Annotated in this window: 18 protein-coding genes; 14 read left to right on the top strand and 4 right to left on the bottom strand. The window is 34.9% G+C overall.

Features of this window, described 5'->3' with window-relative positions; all coding sequences use genetic code 11:
• The first annotated feature begins 52 nt into the window (after positions 1-52).
• The 10 genes from uvrC (at position 53) to U6A24_RS18525 (ending at position 15550) form a co-directional block, all read left to right on the top strand.
• Complete coding sequence (gene uvrC, locus U6A24_RS18570; protein ID WP_324181509.1) at positions 53-1858, top strand: excinuclease ABC subunit UvrC; 1806 nt, start codon at positions 53-55, stop codon at positions 1856-1858.
• On the top strand, positions 1855-4140 hold the full coding sequence (locus U6A24_RS18565; protein ID WP_324181508.1) for a patatin-like phospholipase family protein: 2286 nt from the start codon (positions 1855-1857) through the stop codon (positions 4138-4140). The genes uvrC and U6A24_RS18565 overlap by 4 nt, the downstream gene beginning before the upstream one ends.
• A gap of 170 nt (positions 4141-4310) precedes the next feature.
• A complete protein-coding gene (locus U6A24_RS18560; protein WP_324181507.1) occupies positions 4311-5468 on the top strand; it encodes a homogentisate 1,2-dioxygenase in 1158 nt (385 codons plus the stop codon).
• Positions 5469-5624: 156 nt separating this feature from the next.
• Positions 5625-6764, top strand: a complete 1140-nt coding sequence (gene hppD, locus U6A24_RS18555; RefSeq protein ID WP_324181506.1) for a 4-hydroxyphenylpyruvate dioxygenase — start codon at positions 5625-5627, stop codon at positions 6762-6764.
• A gap of 384 nt (positions 6765-7148) precedes the next feature.
• The gene (locus U6A24_RS18550; RefSeq protein ID WP_324181505.1) at positions 7149-7928 is read left to right on the top strand and encodes a DUF3108 domain-containing protein; all 780 of its coding nucleotides are present in this window, start codon (positions 7149-7151) and stop codon (positions 7926-7928) included.
• A complete protein-coding gene (locus U6A24_RS18545; protein WP_324181504.1) occupies positions 7928-8893 on the top strand; it encodes a tryptophan 2,3-dioxygenase family protein in 966 nt (321 codons plus the stop codon). Before U6A24_RS18550 ends, U6A24_RS18545 begins: the two co-directional genes overlap by 1 nt.
• Positions 8894-8905: 12 nt before the next feature.
• Positions 8906-10159: a peptidoglycan DD-metalloendopeptidase family protein gene (locus U6A24_RS18540; RefSeq protein WP_324181503.1), complete on the top strand. Its 1254-nt coding sequence runs from the start codon at positions 8906-8908 to the stop codon at positions 10157-10159.
• A gap of 1 nt (position 10160) precedes the next feature.
• Positions 10161-11801 (top strand): glucose-6-phosphate isomerase, encoded by a 1641-nt coding sequence (gene pgi, locus U6A24_RS18535; protein WP_324181502.1) that lies wholly within the window; start codon positions 10161-10163, stop codon positions 11799-11801.
• A 274-nt stretch (positions 11802-12075) separates the two neighbouring features.
• The gene (locus U6A24_RS18530; protein WP_324181501.1) at positions 12076-14709 is read left to right on the top strand and encodes a TonB-dependent receptor; all 2634 of its coding nucleotides are present in this window, start codon (positions 12076-12078) and stop codon (positions 14707-14709) included.
• Positions 14710-14797: 88 nt separating this feature from the next.
• Positions 14798-15550 (top strand): nucleotidyltransferase domain-containing protein, encoded by a 753-nt coding sequence (locus tag U6A24_RS18525; RefSeq protein WP_324181500.1) that lies wholly within the window; start codon positions 14798-14800, stop codon positions 15548-15550.
• Between the two features lie 32 nt (positions 15551-15582).
• On the opposite strand, the gene U6A24_RS18520 is transcribed toward U6A24_RS18525, so the two are convergent.
• Complete coding sequence (locus tag U6A24_RS18520) at positions 15583-16806, bottom strand: lanthionine synthetase C family protein (RefSeq protein WP_324181499.1); 1224 nt, start codon at positions 16804-16806, stop codon at positions 15583-15585.
• A gap of 150 nt (positions 16807-16956) precedes the next feature.
• On the opposite strand from U6A24_RS18520, the gene U6A24_RS18515 reads away from it, so the two are divergent.
• On the top strand, positions 16957-17202 hold the full coding sequence (locus tag U6A24_RS18515) for a class I lanthipeptide (protein WP_324181498.1): 246 nt from the start codon (positions 16957-16959) through the stop codon (positions 17200-17202).
• A 186-nt stretch (positions 17203-17388) separates the two neighbouring features.
• On the top strand, positions 17389-17832 hold the full coding sequence (locus tag U6A24_RS18510; protein WP_324181497.1) for a hypothetical protein: 444 nt from the start codon (positions 17389-17391) through the stop codon (positions 17830-17832).
• A gap of 8 nt (positions 17833-17840) precedes the next feature.
• On the opposite strand, the gene U6A24_RS18505 is transcribed toward U6A24_RS18510, so the two are convergent.
• On the bottom strand, positions 17841-18263 hold the full coding sequence (locus U6A24_RS18505; protein WP_324181496.1) for a secondary thiamine-phosphate synthase enzyme YjbQ: 423 nt from the start codon (positions 18261-18263) through the stop codon (positions 17841-17843).
• Positions 18264-18406: 143 nt separating this feature from the next.
• On the opposite strand from U6A24_RS18505, the gene U6A24_RS18500 reads away from it, so the two are divergent.
• Positions 18407-19225, top strand: a complete 819-nt coding sequence (locus U6A24_RS18500; RefSeq protein ID WP_324181495.1) for an HAD family hydrolase — start codon at positions 18407-18409, stop codon at positions 19223-19225.
• Positions 19226-19488: 263 nt separating this feature from the next.
• Here the strand turns inward: U6A24_RS18500 and U6A24_RS18495 are convergent, their stop codons facing one another.
• Together U6A24_RS18495 and lepA are read right to left on the bottom strand one after the other, a co-directional pair.
• Positions 19489-20856 carry a carboxypeptidase-like regulatory domain-containing protein gene (locus U6A24_RS18495; protein ID WP_324181494.1) on the bottom strand — a complete coding sequence of 456 codons (1368 nt, stop codon included), beginning with the start codon at positions 20854-20856 and terminating at the stop codon, positions 19489-19491.
• Positions 20857-20985: 129 nt separating this feature from the next.
• The gene (gene lepA / locus U6A24_RS18490) at positions 20986-22782 is read right to left on the bottom strand and encodes a translation elongation factor 4 (protein WP_324181493.1); all 1797 of its coding nucleotides are present in this window, start codon (positions 22780-22782) and stop codon (positions 20986-20988) included.
• Between the two features lie 302 nt (positions 22783-23084).
• On the opposite strand from lepA, the gene dusB reads away from it, so the two are divergent.
• Complete coding sequence (dusB, locus tag U6A24_RS18485) at positions 23085-24077, top strand: tRNA dihydrouridine synthase DusB (RefSeq protein ID WP_324181492.1); 993 nt, start codon at positions 23085-23087, stop codon at positions 24075-24077.
• Positions 24078-24096: the final 19 nt, after the last annotated feature.

Here is a 24096-nt window from a genome sequence, read left to right as displayed (position 1 = left end):
AACCTTAGATATATTTACAAACGAGGTAAACTATTAACTTTACGATTGGAATATGCAAGAAGCCTCATTAAACATACAACTTAAGACACTACCCACCAGCCCTGGAGTTTATCAATATTATGATAAGGATGATAAATTATTATATGTTGGCAAGGCCAAAAATTTAAAAAAGAGAGTCGCTTCTTATTTCACAAAAAATCATGACAATTATAAAACTAAGGTATTAGTAAAAAAGATTCATTCGATAAAACACATTGTTGTAGAAACCGAAACTGATGCTTTATTGCTTGAAAACAACTTAATCAAGAAACATCAACCTCGTTTTAATGTGATGTTAAAGGATGATAAAACCTATCCTTGGATTTGCATTAAGAAAGAGCGTTTCCCAAGGGTATTTCCAACTCGGAATTTAATCAAAGATGGTTCTGAGTATTATGGGCCCTACACAAATTTTAAAACGGTTAACACCTTATTAGATCTCATAAAAGGCCTATACCAGCTTAGAACTTGTAATTATGATTTATCACAAGAGAAAATAGACAATGGTAAATACAAAGTTTGTCTTGAATATCACTTAGGTAACTGTAAAGGGGCTTGTGAAGGTTTACAGGATGAAAAAGAGTATAATGAAAACCTAAATGCTATTCGACAAATTGTTAAGGGAAATTTTAAAGATTCTCTCACACGCTTCAAAAAACAAATGACAGATCATGCCTCCAAAATGGAATTTGAAGACGCCCAAAGAATTAAAGAAAAAATCGAAGTGCTTGAGAAGTATCAAGCAAAATCAACTGTGATTAATCCGAAAATAAGCAATGTAGACGTGTTCTCTATCATATCAGATGAATCTTATGGCTATGTTAATTTTTTTCAGATTTCTTATGGGTCAATTATCAGATCTCATACTACAGAAATTAAAAAGAAACTAGAAGAAACAGACAAAGAACTGTTAGAACTGGCCATTATAGAACTTAGACAACGTTTCGGATCAACCTCAAAAGAGATTTATGTTCCTTTTGAAGTTGAAGTTGGTGAAGGTTTAAAAATCACAGTGCCGCAGCTTGGCGACAAAAAGAAAATTGTAGATCTTTCTTTAAGAAATGCCAAGTACTTTAGACAAGAGCGTTTCAAACAGATCAAAATTATTGATCCCGATCGTCATGTAAAACGATTAATGGCGCAAATGAAAAAGGATCTAAGACTACCCGAAGAACCGCGACATATCGAATGCTTTGATAATTCCAATATTCAAGGAACCAATCCAGTGGCGGCATGTGTAGTCTTCAAAAATGGAAAGCCTAGTAAAAAGGAATATCGTAAATTCAATATCAAAACTGTCGAAGGACCTAATGATTTTGCGTCGATGGAAGAAGTCGTATATCGAAGGTATAAAAGGCTATTAGACGAAGAACAACCCTTGCCACAATTGGTTATTGTCGACGGAGGAAAAGGACAATTGTCTTCTGGATTAAAAGCGCTGGACGCGTTAGATCTACGAGGAAAAATAACGATCATTGGTATTGCAAAAAGACTTGAAGAAATTTATTACCCTGGTGATTCTATACCCCTCTATTTGGATAAAAAGTCAGAATCTTTGAAAGTAATACAACACCTTCGAAATGAAGCGCATAGGTTTGGGATTACTTTTCACAGACAAAAAAGAAGTAAGTCGGCATTAGATACCGAACTAGATTCAATTCCAGGAATAGGTGAAAAAACCGTTGTCGAATTGCTCAAACATTTTAGATCTGTAAAAAGAATTAGCAAGGCGACCATAGATGAACTAGCTCAAGTTATAGGGCATTCAAAAGCAACCAAAGTATTTAATTACTATCTTTCTAAAAAGGACCAATTGTGAATGCGCACCATCTCTTAAAGGTTTATCCCATAAGAATATCAATTCTTTTGATATTTCTTACTGTTACTTCAAATTGGTCTCAAGAAAAAGAATTACCTCAACTCCATGACGACCCTGCCAAAGAGGATCTAAAAGTTGGGCTGGTATTAAGTGGTGGTGGCGCAAAGGGATTGGCACATATCGGGGCGTTAAAAATAATTGAGGACGCCGGTGTTCGAATAGATTATATCGGGGGTACAAGCATGGGTGCCATTGTAGGAGCTTTATATGCGTCTGGCTATCGCGCTCAAGAACTAGATTCTATCTTTAGATCTGTAGATTTTGATACTTTTATTCAGGATCTGTTACCAAGAGATGCCAAAACGTTTTATGAACGAGAAGATTCTGAAAAATATGCCGTTACATTACCGTTCGATAATTTTAAAATAGGCCTGCCCAAAGGGTTGTCCAAAGGACAAAACTTTTATAATCAATTTTCCAGATATACAGCTCACGTAAATGATATCAATGATTTTGATGAGCTTCCGATACCTTTTTTCTGTATGGCCACCAATATCGAAACCGGACAACAAATTTTGCTTGACAAAGGGTACCTGCCAGAAGCCGTCGCGGCTAGTGGGGCCTTACCTTCTATTTTTAGTCCTGTAGAACTAAACGGCATTTTAATGACCGACGGAGGTGTAGCAAATAATTATCCGGTCAAAGAGATTAAAGAGAAAGGTGCAGAAATTATAATTGGGATTGATGTTCAGGATAGTTTAATATCTAAGGATAAACTAAATTCTGTAACCAACATCATGCTGCAGATAAGTAATTTCAGAACCTTTAATGCTATGAAAGATAAGGTTTCTGAAACCGATGTGTATATAAAACCTGCAATTATGGATTTTTCGGTGATGTCCTTTGATAGAGCCGATGAAATCATAAAAAGTGGTGAAAAAGCGGCTTTTTCTAATTATGAAAAATTAAAAGAAATTGCACAACGGCAAAAACCATCAGAACCTAGAGAAAAAGTTCCAGAAAACCCCGAAAACATACTCATTAGCAACCTATACATTACCGGTAACAAACGATATACAAGGGCTTATATTAAAGGAAAGCTAAAGCTTAAAACCCCAAGAGTTACTACTTACGAAAAATTAAATGAGGGTATTAATAACTTATCTGCTACCGGAAATTTTGATAGGGTAAGTCATCGATTAATTGATGGTGACGAAGGCAAAGAACTTGCACTTAGTGTAAAAGAAAGTGAAAACAAAATGTTATTACGCTTTGCATTGCACTATGACGATTTGTATCAAACAGCCGCACTTGTAAATGTTACTAGAAAAAGTTTATTATTTAATAATGATGTTCTTTCTCTAGATGTCGCTTTGGGAGATAATATTCGATACAATTTGGACTATTATATCGATAAAGGTTTTTATTGGAGTACAGGTTTAAAATATAGTTACACTAATTTTAAAAAAGCCTTTGATTTTGATTTTATAGGACAATTTGGTGAAGTTCCAGATTTGGATATCAACACGATCGATGTAGATTATACAGATTTTAATGCCCAAGCCTATGCAGAAACATTGCTTAACCAAACTTTTTCAGTTGGATTGGGAGCAGAATACAAAAGATTGCGTATCATTTCTGAAACCTTTGGTGAAGATGAAAACCAAATTCCCAGAACCGTGTTCGATGACAGCGATTATTGGAGTGCCTTTGGCTATTTCAAATTTGATACTTATGATAACAAATATTTTCCCAAACGCGGAATACTATTTGAGGGTGATATTCACACCTATCTTTTTTCTTCAGATTTTACCAATAGCTTTGATGAATTTTCTATCGCCAAAGCTCACTTGGGTTATGCAAGGCCTCTATTTCAAAATATATCCATAAATACAAGCTTAGAAGCAGGCACCAAAATTGGAAATAATGCGATTAACTCTCTGGATTTTCTACTTGGTGGATTTGGGGCAAGAACGATTAACAATTTCATCCCTTTCTACGGATATGATTTTCTATCTATTGCTGGGCAAAGTTTTATAAAAGGCCTAATCTCTATTGATTATGAAATTTTCAAAAAAAATCATGTGAACGTGGCAGCCAATTTTGCCAATGTAGGTAATAAATTGTTCAGTACAGGAGATTGGTTTGCAAGCCCTGCTTTCACAGGGTATTCTTTGGGTTATGGCTTGGATACTTTTGCAGGACCGGTGCAAATAAAATATTCATATTCTCCCGAGATTGATGAAAGTAATTGGTTCTTTAGTGTTGGATTTTGGTTTTAATTACTTTGAAGCTAAATAGAATAGAAATATTTCCGATATTTGTATTGTTATGAGCTTGTTTTGGCAAGATTTATTACTACTATTACATTACCTTATCAAACGCAATCCGGAATAAGGCAGATTTTTTATTTGTTTTTTCAAAGTAGTTAATCTCTTAAATCTTAATAATCATGCCTTTTTATCATACATTAGGGAACATACCTCCCAAACGTCATACCATCTTCAAAAAGCCAGATGGCAATCTATATTATGAACAATTGTTTGGGACCATTGGTTTTGACGGTATGTCTACAAACATGTACCATTGCCATAGACCCACCCAAGTAAAAGAAATCAAAGGAAGTTATAGTGTTGCTCCAAAAATTGCGATTGGAAATAACATTAAATCTTATCGATTTCATGGTTTCAAAGTTGATCCTGAAAAAGATTATCTTGAAAGCCGAAAAAATGTACTCACCAATAGTGATGTAAGTATTTTATTATCTGCTCCACAAGCATCAACAACCGATTATTTTTATAAAAACACAGATGCAGATGAATTGATTTTTGTGCATAGAGGTAGCGGCAAATTTAGAAGTCACTTGGGAAATCTAGATTTCAAATATGGGGATTATATTCTGGTACCTAGAGGTACCATCTATAAACTGGATTTTGACTCCAGTGATAATCGCTTGTTTATTGTAGAATCCAGAAGACCCATTTACACACCAAAAAGATACCGTAATTGGTTTGGACAATTACTGGAACATTCCCCTTTTTGTGAGCGTGACCTTCGAGCTCCATACGAATTGGAAACCAATGACGTAAAAGGTGAATTTTTAATTAAGGTAAAAAAGCAAGACGAGATTTTTGATATGGTCTATGCCTCTCATCCTTTTGACGTTGTGGGTTATGATGGGTTTAATTTCCCATATGCCTTTTCAATTCATGATTTCGAACCAATTACAGGAAGAGTGCATCAACCACCACCAGTGCATCAAACTTTTGAAACCGATGCTTTTGTAGTGTGTTCTTTTGTACCTAGATTATATGATTATCATCCAGACGCTATACCTGCACCCTATAATCATAGTAATATAGATAGCGATGAAGTTTTATACTATGTCGATGGAGACTTTATGAGTAGAAATGATATTGATGCAGGACATATCTCATTACATCCGGCTGGTATACCTCATGGGCCACATCCCGGAGCCGTAGAAAGAAGTATTGGTCAAACCAAGACTGATGAGTTAGCCGTTATGATAGATACGTTTAAACCTTTGATGGTTACAGAGGAAGCTATGAAAATAGCTGATGAAAATTATCATAAATCTTGGTTAGAATAGTAAAAAAAATTAGAATGCTTAATTATAGAATTGACATAACAGCTCATTTAAGAGCAATGTGGTAATCCCTTATCTGGAACTATATCACAATTATTCTATATATAAAGAATATTTTCTCATTATCTAATCAACACATATTATCTAATTAACAACATTATGTCAACCAATATAACACCTCAGGATTTAGAAAAAGTAGTTCCTCAAGCCGAGGATTTTTTACCTCTTTTAGGAACAGACTATGTAGAACTTTATGTAGGGAATGCCAAACAAGCGGCCTATTATTACCAAACGGCATGGGGATTTCAACCTATTGCATATGCAGGATTAGAAACTGGGCGAAAAGACAGTGTTTCATATGTACTTGAACAAGACAAAATAAGACTTGTTCTTACTTCTCCCCTTCAGCCGGATGGAGACATCAATAAACACATCAATTCACATGGTGATGGTGTAAAAGTAGTAGCCCTTTGGGTGGATGATGCTACCAAAAGCTATAAGGAGACAATAAAACGAGGTGCAAAATCCTATATGGAACCCACTGTTGAAGAAGACCAACATGGAAAAGTAGTTTTTTCAGGAATTCATACCTATGGTGAAACGGTACACGTTTTTGTAGAACGAAAAAATTATCACGGTGCCTTTTTACCTGGATATATGGCCTGGAACAAACCTTATGAAACAAAACCTACAGGACTGAAATATATTGATCACATGGTCGGAAATGTAGGATGGAACGAAATGAACAAATGGTGCGAGTTTTATGCCAAAGTGATGGGGTTTGCTCAGTTAGTTTCTTTTGATGATAAAGATATCTCTACCGAATACACCGCTTTAATGAGTAAAGTAATGAGTAATGGTAACGGCAGAATCAAGTTTCCTATAAACGAACCGGCCGAGGGAAGAAAAAAATCTCAAATCGAAGAATATATCGATTTCTATAACGGAGCAGGCGTTCAGCATATCGCGGTGGCTACAGACAACATTATAGAGACGGTTTCTGAGCTTCAAAATCGAGGTGTAGAATTTTTAACCGTTCCCTCTACCTATTATGATACTGTTTTAGATAGAGTTGGAGAAATCGATGAAGATCTTGAACCTTTACGAGATTTAGGAATTCTAATCGACCGAGATGATGAAGGATATCTGCTTCAAATTTTTACCAAGCCTGTTTTAGATCGACCCACTATGTTTTTTGAAATTATACAACGCAAAGGAGCCCAATCCTTCGGAAAAGGTAACTTTAAAGCCCTTTTTGAAGCAATAGAACGCGAACAAGAGCAAAGAGGAACCCTATAGTTTATAATTTAATAATTCGTAAATAACCCCGTAAAAGGGCTTATTTTATTGAACTATTGTAATTATTTATATAAGTTTTTGTTAAAATTCATAATAAAAAAACGTTTTCGATTGATAATTACTCAAAAAAAGTTCATCTTTGCATTGTAAGTGGAGTGGTTACCACTTATATCTAAAACAATAATTATTCTCATAATTTAAGTTTTTAGTTGGTTAATAAAAGTAAAAAAAGAGAGCTGTGGTGGCTCTCTTTTTTGTTTACATTTTTATATTTGATAACATTATTCATTTTTATCTCATTATATTAAATAGTACTTTTGGAATGGATATTGTTGGTACGTAATTAATTATTATTGCGTCAAATACCACATAATACCTTATGCCATGAAGAAGTTATTTTTAATTCTACTTTTATTTTTATTTGCTTATCCTGTTGTCGCACAAGATAGCCACAGCGCTTTTGATGCTGGAGAATGGTTCAAATTTAGAATTCATTATGGATGGTTTACGGCTAGTTATGCAACACTACAAGTAAAAGACGAAACGCTAAATGGGAAGCCTGTTCATCGCATTATTGGTGAAGGAAAATCATCAGGAGTGTTAAGTTTATTCTTCAAAGTTGAAGATTTGTATGAAACCTACATAGACAAGAATGAAGTAAAACCTTATCGATTTATTCGAAAAATAAACGAGGGAGGACATACAAAAGATATCGAAATCAATTTTGATTATGCCCAAAACGAAGCCCTTGTTTTTAATAAAAAATACAACACCAAAAAGAAATTTTCTATCAAATCAGGTGTGCAGGATATGATGTCTTCTTTCTACTATTTAAGAAACAATATTAAAACAAACTCATTAAAAAAGGGCGACGAGCAGTTTGTCACTATGTTTTTTGATAACGAAAATTATCGTTTTAAGTTAAAATTCTTGGGAAGAGAGGTAATTAAAACCAAAATGGGTAAAATTGCATGTTTAAAATTCAGACCTTATGTTCAGGCAGATCGAATCTTTAAGGAAGAAGAGAGTATGACGGTTTGGGTAAGCGATGATGACAACCGCATGCCTGTGAGAATCAAAGCCGATATTTTGGTAGGGTCAATAAAAGCAGATTTGGATGCATTTAAGGGTCTAAAACACCCTTTTAAAATTGTAGTAGATTAATGGATCAACCTATAAAACCAGAAATTGCCGAAAAAATAAGGCAATTAGAAACAAAATTTAAAAACTCGGGCCAGGATCTTGGTTCTTATCTGGACGGACTTCTTCACGATCGATATTTGACCTACTGGGATTACATCCATCTGGACACCTTGTTAAGTCTACAAATTCCCAGAACACATTTCCCAGACGAGGAAATTTTTATAACCTACCATCAAATCACCGAGCTTTATTTTAAACTTATCATTCATGAGTTAAAGCAAATTATAGATGACAAGTTACAGACGGCAAAATTTTTTACTGCAAAACTAGATCGTATAAACCGATATTTCAGGGTATTGATTAACTCCTTTGATGTCATGATCAAAGGGATGGATAGAGATCAATTCTTAAAATATAGAATGTCATTACTGCCAGCTAGCGGGTTTCAATCGGTACAGTTTAGATTGATAGAGATTTATGCAACCCCTTTGGCCAACCTTGTTAATGCCAAAGAAAGAGATCAATTTTCTGAAAAAGATCCCCTTGGGGAAGTATTCGAACATTTGTACTGGAAATCGGGTGCTACCGATTTAGAAACAGGTGAAAAAACACTCACCTTGAAGCAGTTTGAGTATCGTTACACACCAAGAATGATGCGTATTGCAAAACAGGTGCAACATAGTACTATCTTTCATAAATACCTCGAACTGCCAGAAAAAGAGCAAAATAATGTGCACCTTATCGAAGCATTGCGTACTTTTGACACCAATGTGAATATTAATTGGTTGTTAATGCACATGGGCGCCGCCTTTAGGTATCTTAACAAAGAGAAAGGCGAAGTTCTGGCTACCGGTGGGACAAATTGGAAAAAGTTTTTACCCCCTAGTTTCCAAAGAATTATGTTTTTTCCTAATCTTTGGAGCGAAGAAGAAAAAGAAAACTGGGGCCAGCAGTGGGTTGCTCATCAATTTAATACCGCAAAATAAAATAGTCGTCAGTTGAAGCAAATAGGTTACTTACTACTACTCCTGGTAGCAGTATTTTCGTGTAAAAAAGAAATAAAAGAAGCAAAAGTTGTCGTTCCAGAGGTTGTTGAAGAAGAAAAGGCACCTCCGGTAATCAAGGAGTTTGGATATGTTCTTGATAATTTCAAAGTTGTTAAGGATACTATTAAACCCGGTGATAGTTTTGGAGCCATTATGGATACGCATGGCATCAGCAGAGCCAAAGTATTTGAAATTACCAATAAAATCAAAGACACTTTTAATGTCGCTAGAATTATGGCCGGAAAACCATATATGCTTCTTAAATCCAAAGACACTACCGAAAAAGCACAGGTTTTTGTATATCAAAACAACAAAATAGATTATACGGTCATTGATTTTAGAGATAGTATCATCGCCCAAAAACGTAAAAAACCCGTAAAATTGGTTGAAAAAATGGCCTCAGGTGTAATTACAAGTAGTTTGATGCAAAATTTTGATGACCAGAATTTAAGCATTCCTTTAGCCTATAAGATGGCCGATATTTATGCCTGGACCATTGATTTTACCAGGCTACAAGCAGGAGATAGGTTTAAGGTAATCTATACCGAAAAATTTATCGATGATACCATACCCGCAGGAATCGAACAAGTAAAAGCTTCTTATTTTGAGCATAGAGGAAAACCTATTTTTGCTTTTAGATTTCAGGATGATTCTATAAATGGTGGTATCGACTATTTTGACGACGAAGCCAATAATTTAAGAAGAGCATTTTTAAGAGCCCCGGTAAAGTTCAGCAGAATCTCATCCAGATATAACCTAAGACGAAGAATTAAATATTACGGTAACAAAATAAGACCACATAGAGGGACCGATTTTGCTGCCCCAGTAGGAACTCCAATACTCGCTACTGCAGATGGTATTGTAACCAAGTCTGAACGTAGAGGCGGCAATGGTAAATATGTAAAAATTAGACATAACGCCACTTACGATACGCAATACCTTCACATGAGCAGACAGGCTGTAAAAGTTGGTCAATATGTGAGGCAAGGCGATGTTATTGGATATATAGGAATGACAGGGAACACCAGCGGACCCCATGTGTGCTACAGGTTTTGGAAAAATGGAAAAGAAGTAGACCCATTTAAACAAGATTTACCCGCATCAAAACCATTATCGGATAGTCTAAGACCGAAATTTTTTAACTATATAGAACCACTAAAGGCTACACTAGATAGCATTCAATTTAAACCACAAGAAATTTTATAAAATGGCATTACCAACTATTAACCCCACCACCACAAAAGCCTGGGAAGCATTAAAATCCCATTATGAGAATATTAAAGACAAGCATTTAAAAGACCTTTTTGCTCAAAATCCAGATCGTGCTTCCGATTTTTCGGTTGCATGGAATGATTTCTACGTTGATTATTCAAAAAACCGAATGGATCAAACCACAAAAAAATTGTTAATCGATCTGGCCAAAGAAGTCAAATTAGATCAGGCCATACAAGCGTATTTTGGTGGCAGCATTATTAACGAAACCGAAGAAAGAGCAGTATTACATACAGCATTAAGAGTTCCTTCAGATCACAACGTACAGGTAGATGGCAATAATGTAATCCCTGAAGTGAGCGCCGTAAAGGAAAAAATAAAGAATTTTACCAATCAGGTTATCTCTGGAAATTTAAAAGGATATACCGGTAAAGCATTTACCGATATTGTAAATATCGGTATTGGCGGATCGGATCTTGGTCCAGCAATGATTACAGAATCTTTAGAGTATTATAAAAACCATCTTAATGTACATTTTATCTCAAATGTTGATGGAGATCATGTGCATCAAAACCTAAAAGGATTAGATCCGGAAACCACACTTTTTGTGGTTGTATCTAAAACATTCTCAACGCAAGAAACGTTATCAAATGCCACCACTGCAAGAAACTGGTTTACCAAGCAAGCATCCAAAGATGTGGTAGGTAAGCATTTCGTTGCAGTGTCAAGTAATATTCCTAATGTTACCGATTTTGGTATTGCCGAAGAAAATATATTTCCGTTATGGGATTGGGTTGGAGGTCGTTTTTCACTATGGAGCGCTGTTGGATTATCAATAAGCCTTTCTTTGGGGTATGAAAACTTTGAAGCTTTATTAGAAGGAGCCCATGAAATGGATGAGCATTTTAAAAACACCTCTTTTGAAGAAAACATACCTGTTATTCTTGGAATGCTAAGCGTTTGGTATAACAATTTCTTTAATGCCGAAAGTGAAGCCATTATTCCTTACTCTCAATACTTGCATAGATTACCCGCATATCTGCAACAAGGTATTATGGAGAGTAACGGAAAAAGTGTCGATAGAAATGGAAATCCAGTACACTATCAAACAGGTACGATTATCTGGGGAGAACCAGGAACCAATGCGCAACATGCTTTTTTTCAATTGATTCATCAGGGAACTAAATTAATTCCTGCAGAATTCATTGGTTTTAAACACTCTTTGTTTGGGGATCAGGACCATCAAGATAAATTAATGGCCAATTTTTTTGCGCAGACCGAAGCTCTTATGAATGGAAAAACTGAAGCCGAAGTTGTCGAAGAACTAACTTCCAAAAATCTTTCTGAAGAAAAACTAAAGCAACTTACTCCATTTAAAATATTTGATGGAAATAAGCCAACTACTACTGTTTTGATCGACAAGCTCACTCCAAAAAGTCTAGGAGAGCTTGTATCAATGTATGAGCAACGTATTTTTGTACAAGGTATCGTTTGGAATATCTTTAGCTATGATCAATGGGGTGTAGAATTAGGAAAACAACTAGCGACAAAAATCTTATCAGAGATAAATAATTCTCAAAGTTATCAACATGACTCTTCTACTCAAAATCTTTTAAAACAATATCAAGATAAATAAAAAAATACCCTGCATTATGATCATAATGCAGGGTGTTTTTAACGTTTCAACTCTTTTAAAATGTTAAAGTTGCAGAAAAAGTAGGCCTTATTAATTAACATTTTTTTAGTTAATAACTTTTGAATATCTTCAACTAACTGATATCCAATATAATTGTAAAATACAATTACTTTTATTCTGTAGTTTTTTTGTTAAAAACTCTTAACATTAAATTAAACTTAGTTTGCATAAAGATTCGTTCTTTTGCGGCGATTAATTAACTCAATTCTTTATAATGAAAAAGATTACATTTTTATTAGTTGTAATCCTGATTGCATTCGTTGGGGAGACTTATGCACAAGGGGTAGTAACAGGAACCATATTTGATGGTGAATCAAACGCTCCGTTACCAGGAGCAAACATTGTTGAATTAAGAACATCAAATGGTACATCTACCGATTTTGATGGTAAGTTTTCACTTAAAGTAAACAGCCCAACGGGAACAATTAATGTTTCTTATGTTGGGTTTGGATCTAAAAACATCACGTATGATGTAACCAATGGTGATCAAGACCTTGGAACTATTACATTATCTCTAGACAATTCTTTGGAGGAAATTGTGATCGTAGGTACAGGAGTTATCGATTTAGCCGAGGATAGAAAAACTCCAATAGCGGTAACTACAGTTCGGGCACAAGAAATTCAGGAAAAAGCCGCGGGTAATGTGGAAGTAGCTGAAATTATTAAAAATACTCCATCAGTTTTCATATCTAACCAAACTGGTTTTGGAGATGGAGCTTTGTTTGTCAGAGGTTTCGATGACACAAACACAGCTATACTACTAAACGGACAACCTATTAATTCACAAGAAGATGGCCGAGTATTCTGGTCTAACTGGGCAGGAGTTACCGATATTGCCAATGCTGTACAGGTACAACGTGGTTTGGGATCTTCTAAGCTTGCAATTTCATCTGTGGGTGGTACAGTGAATATTGTAATGAAAGCTGCTGATAGAAATAAAGGTGGTTTTGCCAGATTCTTAGGCGGTAATGATAGCTATGCCAAGGGTACGCTGGCTTATGACACAGGAATGAATGAAAATGGTTGGGCTTTTTCTGTTTTGGTCGATTACTGGCAAGCTCATAGAAAATGGGCCGAAGGAACTCATGGTTATGGACAAAATTACTTCTTTGCAGTTGGGTACAAACCAAATGAACAACACAACTTTAACTTCTTGATTACAGGAGCACCACAATTTCATGCACAAAGATTCTCTCAAAGTAATACTGAAAGGTTCGCTGCTAATTCAAGATTTAATGAAAACTGGGGATACTCTGCCGATTTTGATGCAAGTGTAGGAAGTGCAGGACAATATACTTCGGACGTTGATACCGAAAGAGGAAATTATTATCACAAACCAGTTACTAATTTAAACTGGGATTGGAATATCAATGAAAAATCTTCATTGTCTTCTGTTCTATATGCATCTTGGGGACGCGGTGGGTCCGTCGGTCCAAGAGGAGCAAGAGCAATAAGAACAGATGATCCTGATGGAGACGGACCACTTATTGGGCAGATAGATTTCTATAATACAGAGCAAAGAAACCTTGGAATTGCTGGAGGTATAGGTGATAATGCCTCACGTACAGGATATGTGAGAAGAAACTCTGTAAACAATCACCAATGGTATGGTTTAATCTCTAATTTCAATACTGAATTAACTGAAAAAATATCATGGAACGTTGGTGTCGATTTTAGATTATATCGTGGAGATCATTTTAGACAAATAACAGATTTTCATGGTCTTCAAGGATGGGCAAATGATCGTCCTGATGGTGGTCTTATAACAGAATCATATGACTCCAATCCATGGGCAGCATTATTCGACTTTGCAGATGAGGATCAGCGTATTGACTATGACTACTCAGAAAATATTAACTATCAAGGGTTATTTTCTCAGATAGAATACGGTGGAGATAAGTTCAGCGCTTTCTTTCAAGGAGCAGTATCAAATCAATCTTTTATACGAAGAGGAAGACTATTTGAAGATGGTGACTCAGATAAGTTAAATAAAATTGGATATAATCTTAAAGGAGGTTTTGGGTATACCATTGAAGACCAACATACTTTATATGTAAACTCAGGATTTTATTCAAGACAACCTTTCTTGGATAATATTTTCCAAAACATTAGAAGGTCCAATGATTTTGTACAGCCAGAAGTTGATAATGAAGATATTCTTGGTGTAGAAGCCGGATATCGCTTTAGATCAAAAGGTTTCCAAGTAGATTTTAATGCTTATTATACAAATTGGGATAATAGAGTAATTTTATCAAATGGAACTGATGATAATGGAACACCAAATGATGATTCGGATGATATCTTTTTTAATATCTTCGATAGAGGTGTAAATCAAATTCATACAGGTGCTGAATTAGAATTTGTATATAATGCGAGTGAATGGTTAGACCTGAAAGGTTATATTTCAGGAGCATCATGGAGATTCAATGGCGAAATTAATAAAGATATATATGACGATGATACAAATGAGTTAATTTCTTCAGAAGAAGGTCTGGATCTAAATGGAATAAAAGTAGATACTGCCCCGCAATTCACAGCTGGTTTAGGGACAAAAGTTCGAGTGATTAACGGATTATTTGTAGATGCAAACATTAACTATTATGCAGAGCATTATCTGGATGACCCTGATAGTAGAGGTCTACAAACACAAAATGTAGGGAAAATAAAACCGTATTCTCTTACCGATGTTGGTTTAACCTATAATTTCAAGTTTGACACAAGCAGACTTGTTTTTAGAGCAAATGCTTTTAACATTTTTGATGAAGTACGCGCACAATCAACCAACGATTTTGGGTTTATTTTTACCAACGGTATAACTTTCAACGGATCTTTAAGCTATAAGTTCTAATTAATAGCAAGAACAATTTATTAAAAAACCTCCTTCGTAATTGAAGGAGGTTTTTTTTAATTTTATTCAATACCAATTTAAATATAAAATGACACTAGATCAAATCACAAAAGAATTTGTTTCGAAATGGAAAAATGAGAAGCACGTTGAAGGAGTTTTATTAACAGGAAGTTACGCAACAGGTATGCAAAAAAAAGATTCAGATATAGATATTAGGATTGTTTTTAGCAAAGACTGTAAATTATTTGTAAAGGGTGTTGAAAAAGTTTCAGGCAAATTGATCTCTTTTTTGGGCAACTCAGCAGATAATGTACAACGAATGTTTCATGTCCATTTGAATAATTTTTCTAAGTTTCAAGCAAGAGTATTTGATAATGGAAAAATCCTTTATGATAGAAATGGAGAGGTAAAATTATTAAAAGATGAAGCTAATATGATCATGAAAAGACCATTTAGAGAATTAAGTCCAATTGAGCAAGAAATGGGATTATATGGTATATGGAAATCAAAGGAAGAACTTCTTAAAAACAATGATTATCAATTCAATTTAAACTATTATTTATTTCTACAAGATCTATTTGTCTTTTATTCTAAAAAATTAAGAGTCGAAATTATCCATCCGGCTTCTTTCAAATTAGATTTATATTTATTCGATTCTTCTTTTACAAAAGGCTATAACATTAATGCGTTTCCAGATAATGATTTTGCTCTTGAATTTGTAGAGGCACTGAAGAAAAAAAGTATTACAGAAAAAAGAGTCTCCATTAAAAAATTATGGGGTTTGATTAGCCAAGACTGTCTTTTAGATTTTGATAATTTTATTATAACATCTGGTGAGTAAGGTTAAAAGTTCAAACAATAGGTTTTAATTGATTATCCAATCATTAAACATTCATCCCAAGTGGTTTCAAAATCAGAAAGATGAAAAATAATAGCCATGCCGATTCCCGCTATTCCCGTGAGAAAATTTGTTTCGCTTTTCCAAGATTTATCTGGTCCATACCATTGTTTATATCCAGCATAACCATCTTTAAAGGTTGCTCTCGCGACACCCTCTTCTATCCAATATTCTGCCGATTCCCTAAAAACAATTTCTTTGGTTTCTCTATACAATCTATTGAATATTTGTGCATTTCCATAAGACCCATGACATAATCCAGCGTCTTTGACCAACGATTGTTCTATAGTTTTTCTATTGGAAGCATGTTTTAAAACCCCTATAGCCATTTCGTATAACATATCATCTTCAAGTGTTTTTGCAGCAATCCTCAAAGAAAGTCCTATTCCAAGATCACCATAACACCAAGCTAATCTACTCTTAGTATCTTCCATAGGGTCTGTGACACGACTAGGAAACAATGAGAATGCATTTTTATCTAGGTTTTCAAAACTTGATAAGTAAGTGATGGCTCCTATTAAAATGGGGCTTACAGAGTCTTTAAACTCTTCATATTCATGTAATCGAGAAAGAAAATTTATAATACTGGACATTCCATGAGATAAGCTCAAGTTATATCCTTGTAAACCAGTTTCTATATCTAATACTGAAGTCCATTTAAGTCCATTTTTATCTTTTTCTGATAGCTTTGCAAGATTGGTAAGAAACGATAATAAGTAGTTTATATATCGCTCTTTAAGTGCTTGAGACTTGGTATTTTTAAATCTTTTTAGAAAATAAAACCCGTATCCAATAGCTCCATGTAAAAAATCATAATGCCCATCATTTAGATCAGAAATCATTTTGTTATAGAGGTATTCATCAAGATCAGGAAGCAAATCATCGGTATTCATTTCAATAAACCCCTCTTCTACCAAGTGATCAAATACCCATCCGGCTCCGGCTATACCGGAACAATATGTAGGAAAACCATATCCATTATTAATTCGATCTATTGATTTACTTAAAATTTCAAATCCAATATCAGAAGGAAAATCCTGATCTAAGTATTTTGAATAATAAAAATGGAAAAGAGACATTCCTGATGTTCCTGCCAAAACGCCAAGATGTGAATTTTCATGATACTTATTCTCAAGAATTGAACCAATTGATTTTAATTGAGCATTAAGTACTTGTTCAAGTTCAATATTATTTTTCAAAAGTGATTGATTTTAATTGAACTTAAAGTTAAATAGATTCGTAACGTCAGAGAAACTATTAACTGCTTTTTACTAAAAATTAACTAAACATTTAAAAGACCACCAAGAATTCTTTCTAAATTTATATTAAATCTTAAAACCTGAAAAGTCATGAAAAAAAAGAAATTTAACCGATTGCTTATTTTGAATAAAGAGGCTATAGCAAAATTAAATGACACGACTTCTTCATTAATAAAAGGAGGTGTTGTAGGTACTTCAACTGAACCCTTTACTGAATGTAATCGATCAGTAGCTCCAAACACCTGCTACCAAGGATCTTGCCCCCATACTTGTGATCGAGACTGTGCCGATGGAACCATTTTTTTTGATTGCACAGCTGGCTGGGGATGTAGTTAGTCATTTCAAAAAAAAGAACACAACGAAGGAGCCAAGGCTCCTTCGTTGTGTTCTTTTTAAATTGTCTTAAATCAACCATAATTAATATTCTCTAAAATCACATTATACTTCCATTAATGAAGCCCTTTGCCAAATGAGGTTTTTTTATTCATATTACTTACCTTTGAACAAACTAAACACATCATTATGTACGAAGCTATTCAAATCGTTCACTCCTATTGGGCCTATCTAGTATTACTTATTGTTACTCTAGCCACTATTAATGCTCTTGCCGGGTTTTTTAGTAAAAGAGAGTATGCTCCAAAAGATTTTAGAGTTTCACTTTTTGCACTTATCGTTTCGCACATCCAATTACTTATTGGATTCGTAATTCTATTTCTTTCTCCTCTTGTAGTTTGGTTTTCGGGAACACATAGCATGGGAGAAATTATGAAAGATTCTACATTACGGCTTTATAATGTAGAGCACCCCTTAACTATGATCTTGATGATTGTTTTTATTACTGTAGGGTATTCTAAGCATAAGAAAAAGTTAACTTCTACTCCAAAATTTAAAATGTTAGCCATTTTTTATACACTTGCCTGGATACTTATGTTATCAAGAATCCCTTGGGCACAATGGTTCGATTAGATCTATGTTTAGTTTCCGTAAGCGGTTAACACTAACTTTCGAGAACCACCATAATCCCGGTGTTCACATAAATAAATGCCTTGCCAGGTACCAAGATTTAATTTACCACTTGTAATAGGTATTTGTACCGAAGTACCCATGAGAGAAGCTTTTATGTGTGCAGGCATATCATCTGGGCCTTCATAAGTATGAACATAATAAGGTGCATTTTCCGGAACCATGATATTCATATGGGTTTCAAAATCCTGCTTCACAGTTGGGTCAGCATTTTCGTTAATGGTTAAACTCGCCGATGTATGTTTAATAAATACCTGAAGTTGCCCTATTTTAATCTGTTTGATTTCAGGAATTCTTGAAATAACATCTTCTGTGATTAAATGAAACCCTCTTGAATATGGTTTTAATTGTATTTCTTTCTGAAAGAATTGCATCTTTTTCAAATCTGTTTAAAGGTATATCAATATCGAAACCCTTTAAAATATTACCGTTTAGCTAAATTAATATTATCTTCACATAAATCATCTTAGTTTTAAAACAAACTCTAATACCTTTACTGTTTGAAATTGTAATTACTATGGATTTATCTAAAATCAAACTGGTTTCTACCGATATGGATGGCACACTTCTTAATTCTAAAGGAGAAGTGAGTCGGCATTTTTTTGAACTTTTTGAAGAACTGCATGGTCTTGGAGTAACTTTTGTTGCTGCCAGCGGAAGGCAATACTACAGTATCATTGATAAGTTAAAACCAATAAAAGACGACATCTATGTTATTGCCGAAAACGGGGCGCTTACCATGCAAAAAGATAAAGAATTACAAACTACGGTAATTGATCGAGAGACGTATCTGGAGCTTTTAGAAATTACAAGAACTCTTGAAGGTTCTCAAGTAATTTTGTGTGGGCGAAAAAAAGGATATATCGAAGACTATGGGCAAGATTTTGTAAATATGTTTACCGAATATTATGACCGTTATGAAATTGTAGAGGACCTTGCCCAAGTAATAAATGACCAATATCTCAAAATTGCGATTTGCAATCAAAAGGGATCCGAAAAATATCTGTACCCGGCACTAAAACATCTTGAAGGCCGATTAAAAGTAAAAGTCTCGGGAGAGATATGGTTGGATCTATCGCATAACCTTGCTAATAAGGGACATGCTTTACAACAACTACAAAATAGCCATAATATCTTACCAGAAGAAACTATGGTGTTTGGAGATTACAATAACGATCTCGAAATGATGACCACTGCAACATATAGCTTTGCTATGGAAAATGCACATCCCAATGTGAAGGCCATAGCCAATTATACCACAAAAAGTAATAACGACAACGGTGTAGAATTTATGCTACAAAAGATGATTAAAGCCAAAAAAGCAGCTATCATTTAGTATTTTTCTAAATTCAATTTTATTACTTAAGAAATACTAGCCAGAACTATTGATATTATAAAAAAATATACATAGATGGGGATTCTGGTAGGAGAAAGATTATGCATAGTTAGTAAGTTTAGTTGTTTAGCTATTAATAATTTAGGGATATTAATATGGCGCAATATATAAAATTTTTAAGAGAAAAACGTAATTTGTCTAGATAAAAAGCTTTTTGTCGGGTTTTAAATCTTCACAAAGAAGTATTATTCCTACAATTAATATTATAATTGTTTTAATCGATTCACTTTTGTTCTTTCAAAATCCTTTAGATCTATACTAACCATACGTGATGAAGGCAGCTTTATAGTTTGATCATCAACGAATCCCCCAATGACATATAATGTATCATTACTACAATGTAAATTAGAGGCTTTTAAATAAAGATCGATCAAATACTCCTTTAACACTTTTGTTTTTGTATTATAAGAATAGATCTTTCCTTCATCCAAAAAATAAATAGTGTTTTGGTGATGTGTTATTGCAGGAAGCTCAATGGTATTAAATAAATCCCCTTCTTTCTCCCATTTTCCAGATTGAAGATCGTATGTTTCTATTGTGGTAGCTGTTCTTCGATTGGAACCAACTTCAAACAAATAAATCTTATCATTTACCAAAACGCCCCTTATTTCCTTTGCTTTCGGGATATTACCAAGTTCATACCACAAACCAGTTTTAAGATTTAAAAAACGCATTTTATCAGAGTAAATTTTCGTTTTATTGTTTTTTAACTTGGTAGAGCCACCAAGAACCAACATTCGCTCTTTATAAATAAAAGATAAGCTATTTGCAGCTTGATGAGGGTTAACATTTTCGATTAAAATAGTATCCCGCTCCAGATCCAATATTTCGATTTTGTCATCTAGATATTGAAATTTTCGGTTAGAAGATAATCTTTTACCCCCACTAATGTAGATCTTATTATTGTAGTAATTTACATTATGATATGCTCGTTTTCTAAATATATGTTCAGATTTTTTCCATGTGTCGGTGTCAATATCGTAAACATACATATACTCACTATAGTTCTCATTATGCAAATTACGTCTAGACCTTAGTTCATTAAGAAATTCTCTGAAAGTCGCCCCGGGTCCGGTCAAACTTGGATCGTCTCTAAGAATTTTCAAATGTGCCTCTTCTTGAATAGATAAATCGCCCCCCGTAACATAGATTTTATTGTCAACAAGTACAGATCCAAAAGAATGGATCGCTCTTTTTAAGGGTGATAATTCTCTATACTTAATCCGTCTTTGTAGCTTCCTGTTACCTGTTATGGATACTTGATTTAAAGCTTGTATATCCCGTTCAAGATAAATTTTTAATTCCCCGTCTTTAATAGAAATTAGGGGTAAGTATTTTGTTTGATGCCCCAAATGAGAAAAAACTATCGTATCATTTTTTGGGGTTTTGTTAGTTACTTCTACAGTGAATTCCCCTTCTTTATTGGTAATGGTCCCCGTTGTATCATTTTTAAGATAAACGTTTACTTCACTTAAAGAAGTATTGGTAATCTTATCAAAAACAACCCCCTTAACCACTACCTGCCCAAAGGAAAAAAAAGACGAAAATATAATCAGAAAAAATAACCTCATGAGTACAAGATTTTTCGGATTATTAAATATAATACCTTCAGATCATAACCTCTGAACTGTTATGTATTAATTAACATAGCCTGTAGCCTATTAAAATGGATTTTGGTCTTTTTTCTTTAAAGTCAAGTTCTAGTCATTCAGCTTCAGAACGGCCATAAACGCTTCTTGCGGAATTTCGACATTTCCTACCTGTCGCATACGTTTTTTACCTTTCTTTTGTTTTTCAAGCAATTTACGTTTACGCGAGATATCACCCCCGTAACATTTGGCAGTTACATCTTTTCGTAATGCTTTTACGGTTTCACGAGCAATAATTTTTGCTCCTATAGCAGCTTGAATTGGAATATCAAATTGCTGTCTCGGAATTAATTCTTTAAGCTTCTCGCACATCTTTTTACCAATGTCATAGGCATTATCCTGATGCAGTAATGCAGAAAGTGCATCTACAGTATTTCCATTCAACAGCACATCAACTTTTACCAATTTAGAGGCACGCATGCCTATAGGTGCATAATCAAAAGATGCGTACCCTTTTGAAACCGTTTTAAGACGGTCATAAAAATCAAAAACGATCTCTGCCAAAGGCATATCAAAGGTTAATTCTACCCGTTCTGTAGTTAAATACGTCTGATTCGTAATTTCTCCACGTTTCTCAATGCACAATGACATTACAGGGCCTACAAAATCGGCTTTAGTAATAATCGAAGCTTTGATATAAGGCTCTTCAACCCTATTCATTTTGGATGGGTCTGGAAGATCTGTAGGGTTGTTTACTATAATAACCTCATCTGGTTCTTTATTGGTAAAGGCGTGATACGATACGTTAGGAACGGTAGTAATAACTGTCATATTAAATTCACGTTCCAGTCGTTCCTGAATAATTTCCATATGCAACATTCCCAAAAACCCACATCGGAAACCAAATCCTAATGCAGCCGAACTCTCTGGCGTAAACACCAACGAGGCATCATTAAGCTGTAGTTTTTCCATCGAAGCACGAAGTTCTTCATAATCCTCGGTGTCTACAGGATAAATCCCAGCAAATACCATAGGTTTTACATCTTCAAAACCTTCGATTGCATTTTGTGTTGGTGTTTTGGTATCGGTAATGGTATCTCCCACTTTTACCTCGCGAGCATCTTTGATTCCGGTAATCAAATACCCCACATCACCTGTTTTGATTACTTGTTTGGGTACTTGATTTAATTTCAGCGTACCAATCTCATCGGCAAAATAGCTTTTGCCCGTTGCTACAAACTTAATTTGCTGGCCTTTCTTAATTTCTCCATTAACCACTCTAAAATAGGTTTCAACACCTCTAAATGGATTATAAACTGAATCAAATATCAAAGCTTGTAACGGTTCTTCAGGATTTCCTTCTGGTGCCGGAACTCGTTCTATAATTGCTTCTAGAATATCTTCAATTCCAATTCCGGTCTTTGCACTAGCCGGAATCACATCAGAGGCATCACAACCCAATAGGTCAACTATATCATCGGTCACTTCCTCTGGATTTGCACTTGGCAAATCTACCTTGTTAAGTACCGGGATGATTTCCAAATCATTTTCCAGGGCCAAATATAAATTAGAAATCGTTTGTGCCTGTATGCTTTGCGCAGCATCAACTACCAACAAAGCGCCTTCACATGCAGCAATAGAACGAGAAACTTCATATGAAAAATCTACGTGACCCGGAGTATCAATAAGATTCAGGATATATTCTTCACCTTTATAGGTATATTCCATTTGTATCGCGTGGCTCTTGATGGTAATACCCCGTTCGCGCTCAAGATCCATATTATCCAACAACTGTGCTTGTGCTTCTCGTGCAGTTACCGATCCTGTAAAATCCAACAAACGATCTGCCAAGGTACTTTTACCATGGTCTATATGTGCGATAATGCAAAAGTTTCTAATATTCTTCATATAAAATTTATTTGGCGGGCTGAATCGGGCTATCCACTTCATCTTTTTTATTTGTCCCCTTCGAGAGCCTCAGGGTTCAAAAAAAAGGATATCGTTCCTATCCCTGCCCGATGAATTTGACTATATCAATCAAAATTCATTCAGTCTGCAAATATAATTTATTTTAGAAGGTTTGGATACTTACTTTTCTATTATTTAGGCTAATATTATTTATAAAATAAGACCTCAAGGGTTTTGAAAACCCTTGAGGTCTTTAGTGAATCTATTAGAATTTGTATTTTTGCCAAAAAATATCAATTGCTGTGGCTAAGATAGGAGATATAGATGTAGGAGAATTTCCGTTGTTACTTGCACCCATGGAGGATGTAAGTGACCCCCCATTTAGAGCGTTATGTAAAGAGCAAGGTGCAGATGTGGTTTATACCGAGTTCATTTCTAGCGAGGGCCTAATTCGTGATGCTGCCAAAAGTGTCATGAAACTGGATATTTATGAAAAAGAACGCCCTGTTGGAATCCAAATTTTTGGAGCCAACCTAGATTCAATGCTCAAATCTGTTGAGATTGTAGAAGCCTCTGGTCCTGATATTATTGATATCAATTTTGGATGCCCTGTAAAAAAAGTAGTAAGTAAAGGTGCTGGTGCTGGAATTCTTAAGGACATTGATCTTATGGTATCGCTTACCAAAGCCATGGTAGAGCATACCAAACTACCCGTTACCGTAAAAACAAGACTTGGCTGGGATCATAATTCTATTAAAATTGTGGATGTTGCAGAAAGACTACAAGATGTGGGATGTAAAGCCATTTCTATTCACGGCCGTACCCGAGCACAGATGTACAAAGGCAATGCCGACTGGAAGCCTATTGCCAAGGTAAAAAATAATCCTCGCATGCATATCCCAGTATTTGGTAATGGCGATGTAGACTCACCCGAGCGTGCTATGGAAATGCGTGATCAATATGGATTGGATGGTGCTATGATCGGTAGAGCAAGTATTGGTTATCCCTGGTTTTTTAAAGAAGTAAAACATTTTTTTGAAACCGGAGAACACCTACCTCCGCCTACGATCGAAGAACGTGTAATTGCAGCTAGAAGACACCTACAAATGTCTATCGATTGGAAAGGAGAAAAACTTGGTGTCTTTGAAACTCGAAGACATTATACCAACTACTTTAAAGGAATCCCGCATTTTAAAGAATATCGAACCAAAATGGTAACTAGTGACCATCCCGAAGATGTATTTGCCGCTTTTGACGAAGTACAAGAAAAATTTGCAGGGTTCGAGTTTGTATAAAAACTGATATCGATTAGTA

This window comes from Aquimarina gracilis (genome assembly GCF_035285365.1).
GTDB lineage: Bacteria > Bacteroidota > Bacteroidia > Flavobacteriales > Flavobacteriaceae > Aquimarina > Aquimarina gracilis.
Note: the sequence above shows the minus strand (reverse complement) of the source record. Positions and strands in the feature narration are given on the sequence as shown.